The sequence below is a fragment of the Kribbella sp. NPDC051137 genome, assembly GCF_040682535.1.
GTDB lineage: Bacteria > Actinomycetota > Actinomycetes > Propionibacteriales > Kribbellaceae > Kribbella > Kribbella karoonensis.
In genome coordinates this window covers 850,642-863,327 of record NZ_JBFBBI010000003.1, presented here as the reverse complement: position 1 = coordinate 863,327, position 12,686 = coordinate 850,642, and the positions used below count along the sequence as shown (strand labels likewise).

Annotated in this window: 11 protein-coding genes and 1 riboswitch; of the genes, 4 read left to right on the top strand and 7 right to left on the bottom strand. The window is 70.2% G+C overall.

What is annotated here, in order from left to right:
* Positions 1-12 precede the first annotated feature (12 nt).
* Positions 13-1,263 carry an ROK family transcriptional regulator gene (locus AB0M51_RS19305; protein WP_344197295.1) on the top strand — a complete coding sequence of 417 codons (1,251 nt, stop codon included), beginning with the start codon at positions 13-15 and terminating at the stop codon, positions 1,261-1,263.
* Here the strand turns inward: AB0M51_RS19305 and AB0M51_RS19300 are convergent.
* The 3 genes from AB0M51_RS19300 to AB0M51_RS19290 form a co-directional block, all read right to left on the bottom strand.
* The gene (locus tag AB0M51_RS19300) at positions 1,256-1,387 is read right to left on the bottom strand and encodes a hypothetical protein (protein ID WP_344197293.1); all 132 of its coding nucleotides are present in this window, start codon (positions 1,385-1,387) and stop codon (positions 1,256-1,258) included. The genes AB0M51_RS19305 and AB0M51_RS19300 overlap by 8 nt on opposite strands.
* Before the next feature lie 201 nt (positions 1,388-1,588).
* Positions 1,589-2,341, bottom strand: a complete 753-nt coding sequence (locus tag AB0M51_RS19295; protein ID WP_344197291.1) for an alpha/beta hydrolase — start codon at positions 2,339-2,341, stop codon at positions 1,589-1,591.
* On the bottom strand, positions 2,259-3,002 hold the full coding sequence (locus AB0M51_RS19290) for a DUF998 domain-containing protein (RefSeq protein WP_344197289.1): 744 nt from the start codon (positions 3,000-3,002) through the stop codon (positions 2,259-2,261). Before AB0M51_RS19290 ends, AB0M51_RS19295 begins: the two co-directional genes overlap by 83 nt.
* Before the next feature lie 132 nt (positions 3,003-3,134).
* On the opposite strand from AB0M51_RS19290, the gene lysX reads away from it, so the two are divergent.
* Both lysX and AB0M51_RS19280 read left to right on the top strand, forming a co-directional pair.
* Positions 3,135-6,467, top strand: a complete 3,333-nt coding sequence (gene lysX / locus AB0M51_RS19285) for a bifunctional lysylphosphatidylglycerol synthetase/lysine--tRNA ligase LysX (protein WP_344197287.1) — start codon at positions 3,135-3,137, stop codon at positions 6,465-6,467.
* Between the two features lie 48 nt (positions 6,468-6,515).
* Positions 6,516-7,430 carry a hypothetical protein gene (locus tag AB0M51_RS19280; RefSeq protein WP_344197285.1) on the top strand — a complete coding sequence of 305 codons (915 nt, stop codon included), beginning with the start codon at positions 6,516-6,518 and terminating at the stop codon, positions 7,428-7,430.
* On the opposite strand, the gene AB0M51_RS19275 is transcribed toward AB0M51_RS19280, so the two are convergent.
* From AB0M51_RS19275 to AB0M51_RS19265, 3 genes are all read right to left on the bottom strand, one after another.
* Entirely contained in the window at positions 7,427-8,050 is a 624-nt protein-coding gene (locus AB0M51_RS19275) for a hypothetical protein (RefSeq protein WP_344197283.1), read from the bottom strand. The two genes, AB0M51_RS19280 and AB0M51_RS19275, sit on opposite strands and share 4 nt — an antisense overlap.
* 129 nt (positions 8,051-8,179) lie before the next feature.
* Positions 8,180-9,010, bottom strand: coding sequence for a helix-turn-helix transcriptional regulator (locus AB0M51_RS19270; RefSeq protein WP_344197281.1), 831 nt, complete (start codon positions 9,008-9,010; stop codon positions 8,180-8,182).
* Between the two features lie 110 nt (positions 9,011-9,120).
* Complete coding sequence (locus tag AB0M51_RS19265) at positions 9,121-10,494, bottom strand: L-serine ammonia-lyase (RefSeq protein ID WP_344197279.1); 1,374 nt, start codon at positions 10,492-10,494, stop codon at positions 9,121-9,123.
* Positions 10,495-10,573: 79 nt separating this feature from the next.
* Positions 10,574-10,663: riboswitch (glycine riboswitch) on the bottom strand.
* Between the two features lie 166 nt (positions 10,664-10,829).
* On the opposite strand from AB0M51_RS19265, the gene AB0M51_RS19260 reads away from it, so the two are divergent.
* The gene (locus AB0M51_RS19260) at positions 10,830-12,293 is read left to right on the top strand and encodes an alpha/beta hydrolase (protein WP_344197277.1); all 1,464 of its coding nucleotides are present in this window, start codon (positions 10,830-10,832) and stop codon (positions 12,291-12,293) included.
* A 13-nt stretch (positions 12,294-12,306) separates the two neighbouring features.
* Here AB0M51_RS19260 and AB0M51_RS19255 read toward each other — a convergent pair whose 3' ends face one another.
* Positions 12,307-12,534, bottom strand: a complete 228-nt coding sequence (locus AB0M51_RS19255) for a hypothetical protein (RefSeq protein ID WP_344197275.1) — start codon at positions 12,532-12,534, stop codon at positions 12,307-12,309.
* Positions 12,535-12,686 lie beyond the last annotated feature (152 nt).

The window sequence follows — 12,686 nt, the reverse complement described above, 5'->3', positions numbered from 1 at the left end:
TATACTGTGCGGGTGGCAGGCAAGGGGTCGGACATGGGCAAGGGAACGGTCGGCGGCGGCGGTACGACGATGCTGCGGCGGATCAATGTCGCCTCGGTCCTGGACGCGGTCCGTCGGTCCGCGCCCGCACCGTTGCGCGTCGCCGAGCTGGTCGAGCGCACCGGGCTGGCCCGGCCGACCGTCGCCCAGGCCGTGGACGAGCTGCTCGACGCCGGCTGGCTGCAGCAGCACGGACCCGACTCCGCGGACCGTTCGCTCGGCCGCCCGGCGATCCGCGTCTCGCTGCGCGGCCGCGCGGCGCCGGTGCTCGGACTGGACGTCGGCCCGCACCGGGTGACCGTCGGCGTCTCCGACCTGGCGGGCCGCAAGCTCTCGCTGGTACGCCGCTCCGGACCGGGCTGGTCCGCCCAGGAACTGCTCGGCGTGATCGGCGAGGTCATCGACGAGGCCCTGGCCGAGGCCGAGGTGCCGGCCGAGGACATCGCCGCCGTGGTCGCCGCCAGCCCCGGCATCGTCGACGAGCACACCGGCCGCGTCCAACTGGTGCCGAGCGTGCCGGGCTGGTCGGCGGTCGACCTGATCAAGCACCTGCGCGGCCTGCTCGACTGCCCGGTGATGCTGGACAACGACGCGAACCTGGCGGCCCTGGCGATCGCGGCCGCGCGTGGCGGCACCGGGACACTGCTGGCGGTCCAGTGGGGCGAGCGGCTCGGCGCGGGCATCGTCATCGACGGACGGCTGCACCGCGGGACCGGGGCGGCCGGTGAGATCGGCTTCATCGCGACCGACAACGACGACGTGATCAACCCGGAGGACAGCCGCGGGCCGCTCGAGCGTGCGGTCGGCTCGGAGGCGATCGCGGCGCTCGGACGTCAGGCCGCGCTGGACAACCCGAAGTCGCGGCTGGCTGAGCTCGGCGGTGAGCAACTCGACACCGCGGACGTGTTCGCCGCGGCCGCGGAGCGTGACCCGGTCGCGCAGGCCGTCGTACAGCAGGTGGCTCGGACGTTCGCGCGGGCGTTGGCTCCGTCGGTCCTCGTGCTGGACCCGACCGCGGTCGTCATCGGCGGCGGTGTCGCCCGCGCCGGCGCCGTACTGCTGGACGCGATCTCGGACCAGCTGCGGCTGCTGACGCTCAATCACCCGAAGCTGGAGCTGTCCGCTCTGGCCGAGGACGCGGTAGTCACGGGCGCGATGCGGATGGCACTGGACGAGGTGTGGCAGCGCAAGCTCCCGACACCGGCGATGACCAGCACTACCTAGGCCCTGCGACCACCTTCACACCGGGCATGCCGCACCAGCAGGTGTAGCTGAGCTCGTACTGCACCTGTCCCGCCAGATCGAGCCGGCGGTCCAGGCCCGTCACCATGCTCAACGGCAGCAGCATGCGCCGATCACACGCCGAGCACGTGATGACGATCACCGCTTGCCCCAGCCGTAGGCGCGGCCGACGTAGAGGCGATGGATCCGGCGCCAGTGCACCCGGACGTCGTCGAAGAACCACCGGCACCGCAGGTCCCACGGAATGCGATCACTCATCGTTCACATCCACTACGGAAAATTACTGCCACGACTGTTTCAGTCGAGTCTACAGCCGACGGACGGCGGTGGCGATAGCGTCCGGGCGGTCCAGGTGGACCAGGTGCTCCGAGTCGGGCACGACTTCGACGGTGGCGCCGAGGGCGGCGGCGAGTTTCCGTTGGCCGGACAGCCAGCTCTTGGCGGTGAAGCGGGCCATTCCGCCGGTCGCCACCAGCATCGCGGTCGGTGGGACTGTGTCGACCGGTGCGGCCACGAGCTTCGCCACCTCGGCCGCCAGCTCCCAGCTGGCGGACAGCTCGTCCCAGAAGATCAGCCACGAGTCCTGTCCGGCGTACCGTTCCTTGGCGGTTGCCTTGGACAACGGGTCCCGGTTCGACGTACTGCCGAACCGGACGCTCAACCGTCGTACCGTAGGCCCGACCAGCTGCGGTACGCCGACCTGTCCGAGGAAGCGCACCACAGACCGGGTCGCCTGATCGCCACGCTGTCCCGGGTAGAACGGCTGCCACCCTGTCTCCGACGGGAGGCTGCTGTCGACGAGGACCAGCCGGGACACCTCGCCCGGGCGCGTCAACGCCCACCGCAGTACGGCGAGCCCGCCGATCGAATGCCCGATCAGCCCGACCTGGACGCCCGACGGCACCCGGGCCGCGGCCCGTAGCGCATCGACGTCCGAGGTGACCGGCGTACGCCATGGGTCGATCACGCGGAGATCCTCAGCGGGCAGCAGCTCGGCTACCCGCCCGAACTCCTCCGGGGCTACGGCCAAGCCGGGCACCACGATCCACGTCATGCTCATCGACACAAGCGTGCCTCAGGGCTGGTAGCAATGTCCCCAGCAACAAGGAAACCAGCAGCACCGACGCCCGCTGCAGGATGCCCGGCGCATCCAGGGCGTCACCGGTCAGTACGTCGCTCGCCGTCTGCAGACCGAGCCAGGACTGTGTCACAGCAACACCAGCCGCCAGTACGGCGACCGCCCGGCCCCGGGCGCCGCCCCACCCGGCCTTCCGGAGTGCGAGCAGTGCATAGACGCCCAAGGCGATGCTGCCGAGACCTGCGATCGTGGAGGTCACCTCGTGCAGCACCAGGCCCACACCGGACTGCCCGTTCGCCTCGGCCGTCCGGCAGACCTCACTGGCCGACGGTGCACAGTCCATCGGCGACAGCGCGTCGAACAACGTCCCGAGCGCGAAGGCGGCCGTACTGACCAATAGCCCCCGCCGACCGCGCACCGCGGGACGTGCCACCAGTACGGCGACCACCAGCAACACGCCCGTGGTCAGATCCATCGCCCGGGCCAGGAAACTCGTTGATTGGTCTAATGCGCCCAGCTCGCTCAGGAACGAGTGATGCACGTCCAGCGGAAACCCCGCGGCCGCCTCCAGCAGCAGGCTGCAGTACAGCACGGCGGCCGCGAGCATCAGATTGCGGAGCAGACGATAGGGCACATGAACCATGTCAGCACCGTCGCATGTCAACCAAAGTCTTGACTGTGGCGTCAGCTGTACTGTCGAGGTAGTGCTAGCTCGACCAAAGTCTCAGCAAACTAATGGGATGATCGGCTGGTGCGGTCGGAACAAGTTGCGGTAGTGCCGGTCTGGAAGCATCGGGCAGCGGTCTGGGTGGGCCGCGTCGTCGTGCTGGCCTCGGTCTGGTCGTTCATTGCGATCCCGTTGCGTTTCGCGGCTCCGAAGTTCGTCAAGCACGTCGACATCGGCTTCGACTTCATCGGGATTCCGGCCGGGCACACGATCTTCTCCGCCGTCTACCTCGCCGTCGTCGGCAGCGCACTGCTGCGCGGCAAGCGGGCCGCTCTGCTCTGGGTGCTGTGGGTCTTCGAAGCGCTGTGGCTGCTCGCACAGGTCGCCGGCATCGCCTTCACCAGTGTCCGGCTGGCGAACCCGACGGACGCGGAACTGCTCCGCGACTTCGGTCCGGCCAGCGTGCAGGACCTCGAGTGGGGCATCGTGCAGGCGGTCGTGGTCGCGGGCATCGTCGTACTGCTGTGGACGATCCGCGGCGCGTTCCCGGCCCGGCTCGCGCCCGGTAGCCGGCGGCTCGCGATCGGCGCGCTGGTCTTCGGCATGCTGATCTCGATCGCGGTCAGCATCACGCTCACCCAGCTCTTCCCACGGACGCTCAGCGGACAACGGCAGAAGATCGGCTGGGCGGTGATCGCCGCCCTCGGCCAGTCCCGGAGCAAGATGGGCGGTCACGAGGGCCACGGCTGGATCGGTCTCACCGTCGGCGCGATCTCCGCGGCCTCGCTGGTGGTCGCGTTCTGGATCTTTCTCCGCTCCGTGCAACGCGTCCGGTACCTGACCCAGCCCGAGGAGCTCGAGGTACGCCGGCTGCTCCTGCTGCACGGCGAGCGGGACTCCCTCGGGTACTTCGCGACCCGCCGCGACAAGGCGGTCGTGTTCGCCCCGGACAACGAGGCCGCGATCGCGTACCGGGTGGTCAACGGCGTCAGCCTGGCCAGCGGCGACCCGCTCGGCGACCCGGTCGCCTGGCCGGCCGCGATCCAGCGATGGATCGCCGAAGCCCGGCGGTACGGCTGGTCCCCCGCGGTGCTGTCGGCCAGCGAGGAGGCTGCGCAGGCGTACGTCGACGCAGGTCTGCGCGCGCTGTCGATGGGCGACGAGGCGATCATCGACGTGGCGGACTTCACTCTCGAGGGCCGGACGATGCGCCCTGTCCGCCAGGCGGTGACCCGGGTCCAGCGGGCCGGGTACCACGCCGAGGTGGTCCGGCACGGCGACCTGTCCCCCGAAGCGCTGGCGGAGTACGTCCATCTCACCGAGAAGTGGCGCGGGGCGCGGACCGAGCGCGGGTTCTCGATGGCGCTCGGGCGGCTCGGCGACCCGGCCGACGCACGCTGCGTGATGGTGATCGCGCGGGACGCCGAGGGTACGGTTCGCGGGCTGCTGTCGTTCGTGCCGTGGGGAGTGCGCGGTGTGTCGCTGGACCTGATGCGCCGCGACCCGGAGTCCGCGAACGGCCTGATGGAGTTCATGGTCACGTCGCTGATCGACGCGAGCAGCGACCTCGGCATCCACCGGATCTCGCTGAACTTCGCGATGTTCCGGGAGATCTTCAGCGACGCCGAGCGGGTCGGCGCCGGCCCGGTGCTGCGGGCCACGAACGCGTTGCTGACCGCGGCGTCGCGCTTCTGGCAGCTGGAGAGTCTGTACCAGTCGAACGAGAAGTACCTGCCCCGCTGGTCGCCGCGGCTGATGTGCTACGCGCGCGGAGCGTCGCTGGCGCAGGTCGTTCTCGCCGCCGGTACGGCGGAAGGCTTCCTGCCCGCGCCGCGGCCGTGGACACGGGTCGACAGCGTCGAGGCAGGCGAACGGCACGCGATCATGGCCACCGACGGCGGGTCGTTCGCCGCCGCCGTCCGGGAGCAGGAGGTGGAGCTGCTGCGCCCCGTGCTGCCGGCCCGCAAGCTCACCGAGCAGGAGCAGATCCGGCGCACCAAGCTCGCCGAACTCGTTGCCGCGGGCATCGATCCGTACCCGGTCAGCGTGCCGCGGACCGAAACCCTGGAACGCGTCCGCGAGCTGTACCCGAACCTGCCGCCGGATCGTCACACCGGCCACGTCGTCTCGGTGACGGGCCGGGTGCTGCGGATGCGGGACCACGGCGGTCTGTCGTTCGCCCAGCTGCAGGACGGGTCGACGCAGCTGCAGGTGATGCTCACCACCGGGTCCTGCGGCGCGGAACCGCTCGACCAGTGGCGGCGACTTGTCGACATCGGCGACCACGTCAGCGTGACCGGCGAGATCGTCACCAGCCGGCGCGGCGAGCTGTCGATCGAGGTCACGACCTGGGCGATGGCCGCGAAGTGCCTGCACCCGTTGCCGGACAAGCGGAAGGGCTTCACCGACCCGGAGGCACGGGTCCGGCAGCGGCACATCGACCTGGTGATGAACCCGGACTCGCTGCGGATGATGCAGCAGCGCAGCGCCGCGGTCCGGGCCCTGCGCAACGGTTTCGAGACCCGCGGGTTCATCGAGGTGGAGACGCCGATGCTGCAGGCGGTGCACGGCGGCGCGAACGCCCGGCCGTTCGTCACCCACATCAACGCCTACGACACCGACCTGTTCCTGCGGATCGCGCCGGAGCTGTTCCTGAAGCGGCTGAGCGTCGGCGGGATGGGCAAGATCTTCGAGCTGAACCGGAACTTCCGCAACGAGGGCGCGGACGCGACCCACAACCCGGAGTTCACCTCGGTCGAGGCCTACCAGCCGTACGCCGACTACGTGGTGATGCGCGAGCTGACCCGCGAGCTGCTGATCGAGGTGGCCACCGCGGTGTACGGGAAGCCTGTCGTACGGCGGGACGGCGAGGAGATCGACATCTCCGGCGAATGGCCGGTGGTCACCGTGCACGACGCGGTCGGCCAGGCCGCCGGGGTGTGCGTGGACGTCGACACTCCGGTCGAGCGACTGCGCGAGCTGTGCGCGGATCACGGCGTACACACGACCTTCGACATGACCGCGGGCGAGCTGGTGCTGGAGCTGTACGACGAGCTCGTCGAGCCGAACACGATGCTGCCGACGTTCTACACGGACTTCCCGCTGGAGACGTCGCCGCTGACCCGGAACCATCGTTCCGAACCGCGGCTCGCCGAGCGCTGGGACCTGGTCGCGTTCGGCGCCGAGATCGGTACGGCGTACTCCGAACTCGTCGACCCGGTCGAGCAGCGCCGGCGGCTCACCGAGCAGTCGCTGAAGGCCGCCGCCGGCGATCCCGAGGCGATGTCGCTGGACGAGGACTTCCTGTCCGCGCTGGAGTACGCGATGCCGCCGACCGGCGGGCTCGGCATCGGCGTTGACCGGGTGATGATGATGCTGACCGGCCAGAACATCCGCAGCACGCTGGCGTTCCCGTTCGTCCGTCCTGCTGCTCGGGATTGATGACACCACCTATGCTGGTGTCTCGAGGGTGGGGACCTGGGGGTGGGGATGAGGCGCTGGGCTGCGCTGTGTGTCGGGTTGTGCCTGCTGACCGGCTGCGGTGCCGATCCGCGACGTCCGGACCCGGTCACGTCGGCTTCGAGTAGCTCCGCGCCGGCGCCGGCGGCGACCGTACCGACGGCCGGGCCGCTGGGTACGTCGGCGTACCAGGCGGAGCTGACCCGGATCGACCAGGTGCTGGGCGGATCGGCGCGGCCACTGACCCGGGTGCGGACCGCGGAGGGGCTGGGCGTGGCGATCACCACGCTGGCGCAGTCGCTGAACACGATCGCGATCCGGCTGGCGGCGTTGACCGTGACCTCCCGGCTGAGCGCCGTACACCAACTCCTGCAGACGCGGATCGGCGTCGCGGCGACCCGGCTGACCAGCACCTTGGGCCAGACCGAGGACGACGCGCGCTGCGGCGGGGTCGCGTACACCTCGCAGAAGGTGCAACGGCAGTTGCGCACCGACCTGAGTACGGCGCTCACCCAACTGACGGAGCTGAAGCTGAGGTTCGGCACCACGCTGCCGGATCCGGGACCGGCGCCGAAGGAGGAGCGGCCGGCGAGCGGCGAGGTCCTGGTCCGCCGCGGTACCGCGGGGTCGGGCCGGCTGAAGATCACCAACGGTACGGCGAAGGACGTCGCGATCTCGATCGTGAACGACGGACGGCCACCTGGCAGCCCGCAGATCATGGTCTACCTCCGGGCCGCCGGGACGATCACGGTGAACCGGATCGGCGGCACCTATCACCTGTACTTCAAGAGCGGCTCCGACTGGGATCCGCAGCACCGCAAGTTCCGCTCGGACTGCTCGTTCAAGAAGTTCGAGCAGACCTTCACCCCCGCCCAGGGCTGGCAGATCAACCTCCAGCCCCAACCGAACGGCAACGCCACCCTCACCGAGGTCGAGGCGTACTAGAGGCCGAGTTTGTGTAGTAGGCGGCCGAGGAAGCCGCCGACGCTGCTGGGCTTGCCGGGGTCGTCCGGCGTGGTCGGCGAGGTGGTGGGAGTGGTCGGGCTGGTCGTCGGGGACCTCGTCGGGTCCGCGGTCGGCGATGCGGTCGGCTGCGCGGTCGGCACGGTCGTCGCCGGGTCCGTCGGCGGGCGCTCGGTGACCGGCGGATGCGTCGGGCCCGTGGACTCGACGATCTCCGGCGTCGGCGTCTCGCCCGGCCGGGTCGGGTACGGCGTGAATGTGCTGCCGGCCGACCGCACGACCTCGGGCGGATCGGTGGCGCTGAGCAACGGCGTCGGTACGGCGGTGGGCGTCGGCGCCGGGGTGGTCGCCGGGGTCGACGTGGCCTGGTGCGGGATCGCGACGTTCTGGGACGGCTGACCGGGCTGCGGGCCGGCGACCGGGGTGGCCGGGTCCGGGCCGCCGCCGGGGAGCGGCAGGAACGGCGCCCCGATCCGCGGGCCGCCGAGCAACGCGGTGAAGAACAGCGCGAGGTACCCGAGCAGCAGGATGCCGACGCCGGCGGCGACCTGGCGGCGCCGCGGGTGCTGCCAGGGCGGGCGGCGGGTAGCCGTGGCGGGCATCGCGTTCACAAGTCCCGCAGGGTATCGGCAGACCAGTCGTTTCAAACAGCCCTTGGAAGAAATTCCACGCCAAAGCGAGACCTTCCGGGAATTGCGGTACTGGTTACGCGTTCGTAGCAATGCGGTGCGTCAGCGGGTCAGCTCCTGCAGGCCGATCACCGACAACAACCGGAGCTTCTCGGCCGCCTCGCTGTTCGGCGCCGCGGTGTAGACGACGATCCGCAGATCGCTGCCCGGCACGGACAGCACGTCGCAGTCGATCGCGAACGTCCCGACCTCCGGATGCCGGACGACCTTCCGCTCGGACCGGTGGAACCCGATCACCGGCTGGTCCCACAGCACCGCGAACTCCGGTACGGCGCACAGCTCCTCGATCAGCGCCCGCAGATCCGGGTCGTGCGGGTACCGGGCGACCGACGCGCGCAGGTCCGTGACCATCGCGATTCGGAAGTCCCGCCGCTGCTCGGGCGTCTGCTCGAACCGGTCGCCGGGCATCAGGAAGTGCCGGTAGATGATGTTGCGCTGCCGGCCGTGCCACGGCGACGGGTCACCGGCGAGCGCGGCGAACATCGGGTTCCAGCTGATCGCCGTCCAGGCCGCGTCGCACACGCACAACGGCGCGCCGTCCAGCTGGTCGACGATCCGCTGCACCCCCGGCGGGACGTACGCCGAGATCCGCCCGGGCGACGGCTCCACCTCGCCGGCCAGCGCGAACAGATGGTTGCGCTCGGCATCGGACAGCCGGAGCGCCCGGGCCAGCGCGGTCAGCACCTGGGCGGACGGCGAGTCCGAGCGACCCTGTTCCAGCCGGACGATGTAGTCGACCGAGAGCCCGGCGAGCAGCGCCAGCTCCTCGCGCCGGAGGCCGGGCGCACGCCGGGTCCCGCCGGTCGGCAGCCCGACCTCGGCGGGCGTCACCCGGTCCCGCCAGGCATGCAACGTCTTCCCGAGCTCACCCATGCCGTCCAGTATTCCGCGCCGGACCCGGCACAGCCTGGTACTGCCGGTCCCTGGTGTCCCGCGCAGTTGATTCGTTGCTGAAGTTCGTTCGGGTGACGAGGCCGTGGTGATCAGCACTCGATGACGTTCACCGCGAGCCCGCCGCGGGAGGTCTCCTTGTACTTGACCTTCATGTCCCGGCCGGTCTCGCGCATCGTCTTGATCACCTTGTCGAGCGTGACCACGTGCACGCCGTCGCCGTGCATCGCCATCCGGGCCGCGTTGATCGCCTTCACCGACGCCATCGCGTTCCGCTCGATGCACGGGATCTGCACCAGCCCGCCGACCGGGTCGCAGGTCAGGCCGAGGTTGTGCTCCATCGCGATCTCCGCGGCGTTCTCGACCTGTTGCGGCGTACCGCCGAGCACCTCGCAGAGACCGGCGGCGGCCATCGAGCAGGCCGAGCCGACCTCGCCCTGGCAGCCGACCTCGGCGCCGGAGATCGAGGCGTTCTCCTTGTACAGCACACCGATCGCGCCGGCCGTCAGCAGGAACCGGACCGCGCCGTCGTCGGTCGCCCCGGGCACGAACCGCCGGTAGTAGTGCAGGACGGCCGGGATGATGCCGGCGGCACCGTTCGTCGGCGCGGTGACGATCCGCCCGCCGGACGCGTTCTGCTCGTTGACCGCGAGCGCGAACAGGTTCACCCAGTCCATCACCTTGAGCGGGTCGACCGACCACGGGTCCTGGCTGAGCTTGCGGTGCAGGGCGTGTGCGCGGCGCGGCACCTTCAGACCGCCGGGCAGGATGCCCTCGGTCTCGCAGCCCTCGCGGACGCAGTCCTGCATCACCTGCCAGATCCGCAGCAGTCCGTCGCGGATCTCGTCCTCGGTCCGCCAGGCCAGCTCGTTCGCGAGCATCACCTCGCTGACCGGCAGCTGCGACTCCCGGCACCGGTCGAGCAGCTCGGCGCCGGTGCTGAACGGGTACTTCAGCGGAGTGGTGTCCGGCACGATCCGGTCCCCCGCGGCGGCGTTCTCGTCGACCACGAAGCCGCCGCCGACCGAGTAGTACGTGCGTTCCCGCAGGACCGCGCCCTGGTCGTCGCGGGCGACGAAGATCATCCCGTTCGGGTGGTACGGGAGCGCCTTGCGGCGGTGCATCACCAGGTCGCGGTGCTCGTCGAACGCGATCTCCCGGACGCCAGCGAGCAGCAGCCGGCCGCGCTCGCGGATCGTCTCGACCCGGGCGTCGACGGAGTGCGTCACGATCGTCTCGGGGTCCTCGCCCTCGAGCCCGAGGATGACCGCCTTGTTGCTGCCGTGCCCGTGGCCGGTGGCCCCGAGCGACCCGAACAGCTGGGACTCGACGGTCGCCGTCGCGGCCAGCAGGCCGTCGTCGGCGAGGCCGAGTGCGAACGTGCGGGCGGCGCGCATCGGCCCCACGGTGTGGGAGCTCGACGGACCGATCCCGATACTGAACAGGTCGAAGACGCTGATCGCCATCGTGTGGAGGTTCCTTCCGGTCGCCGTTGACCGTTTGGTGTCCTCCCCGCTCTGTCAGACGGATGTCTTCCAGAGGTGCCTCGCCCGCGCGGTGAAGGTGCCTGAGAGATTCTTGGGGAGAGTTGCTCCTACGGCGCCCGGTGCCCCGGGACTCTCCCGCACGGGTTCATGCGGCTTGTTGAACTGACTGACGTTGTGGACGGTACGGCGGTCTGCGGGGCGCCGTCAATCCGGCCCTCGCCCCCGACCCTCACAAGCCCCCCACGCCGGGTTCGGGGTGCCGGCGGGGCTGGTCCCGGATGCCTGCAGCAAGCGATTGCCGAACGATCGTTCGCATGAAATTCATCCGACGCACCCTCGTGGGTGCCGCAGTACTCGGCATGGCGACCGTCGGGCTGACGACCGCCGCCTCGGCCGAGCCGCGCCTGCAGTGGACCGACTGCAAACCTGAAGGCAGAGACGATCCCGCCGAGGTGAAGGGATCACAGTGCGCGACCTTGCAGGTACCCGTCGACTGGCGGAACCCGGGCGGACCGACCTTCGGCCTCGCAGTGGCGAGGCGGCAGGCAGCGGCGCCCGGTGAGCGGGTGGGCGTGCTCGTGTTCGGGCCGGGCGGCCCCGGTGACTCCGGGGTCGATCGGATCAAGACCGGGATGTCGCGGTTCAGCGCCGAACTGCAGGACCGCTTCGACATCGTCAGCTTCGACCCGCGCGGCGTCGGACGCAGTAACCCGGTGAAGTGCTCGGCCGAGCTCCTCGCGAAGCAGCCGTCGCCGATCATCAGGAGCGCGGCCGGCTTCACCGGGACGATCAGCTACAACCGGCAGCTCGCCACGGACTGCCGCGAGCACACCGGTCCGGTGTACGACCACCTCGACACCTGGCAGACGGTGCGCGACCTCGACGCCGTCCGGCAGGCGCTTGGTGAGTCCACGATCTCGTTCCACGGCAGCTCGTACGGCACCGTGCTCGGTGGACAGTATGCCGAGACGTATCCGGGCCGGGTCCGCGCGATGGTCCTGGAAGGTATCAGCGACCACAGTGCCTCCCCGACCCGCAAGTTCCTCGACCAGCAGGCGGAAGCGGCGCAGGACTCGTTCAGCGAGTTCGTGAAGTGGTGCGACGCGACGGACACCTGTGCGCTGCACGGCCGCGACATCCACACCCTGTGGGCGGGCCTGCTCGCTCGGGCGGACCGCGGCGCGGTGCCGGACCCGCAGCACCCGACCGTCCCCATCACGCCGTTCAACCTGAGCTTCAGGGCGTTCAAGTTGCTCTACGACCCGGAGTGGGCGGCTCTTGCCGACATGTTGAAGCAGCTGGACACCAGTGCCCCGCCGACCGGTCAGGCACCGACCCCGACGGGGTTGGCGTCGTACCCGCTGGCGGTGTTCTGCCAGGACTGGAACCTCCCGGTGCGCTCCTACCGGGAGTACGCCGCTCAGCTCGACCGGCTGGCCCGGAACAATCCGGACATGCGCTACCCGGGCCAGCTGATGGCCGTGTCGATCTGTCTCGGCCAGCCGCCGGCTAACAACCCGCAGCACGTTCTGGATGTCCGGGACCTCAGGACACCGATCCTGCTCGCGGGCACGGTCCACGATCCGGCGACCGGCTACAACTGGGCCCGGAGCGTGGCACGCCAGCTCGGCAAGAACGGCGTACTCGTCACGTACGAAGGCTGGGGGCACGGCAGTTACAGCACGAGCGCCTGCATGCGGTCGACGATCGACGACTACCTGACCGCGCGGGACGTACCGAAGCGCGGCAGCAGCTGCGCCGCCGTATCCCCGACCTGATCGGTCTGATCCGTCAGACCGGGACGCCGGTGATTTCCAGCACCCGGTCCAGCTGATCGCCGCGGACCAGCCGGCCGGACATCAGCCGGAGCTCGGTACAGGCCGTCTCCAGCGCCTGCCCCTGGCTCCGGCAGTTGTCGACGTACCAGAACGGATCGTCCGGTTGCGGATCGTCGGCGTCGTCGATGTCGGCGTACCAATGCCGGTCGCCGCAGTTCATTACGCGCACCCGTAGGTTCATGATGACTACTCCCCGTACCCGGGGATGCCGGGTCCCCCTGGCCCGGTCGAGGCCGCCTCGGCTTGGCGCGTGGTACGTGGCCCCCCACTGCCACGCGCCGAGCCGAGATCAGCCCTCCCCCGCCCTGTACATCGTGGGGCGACGGCGAACGT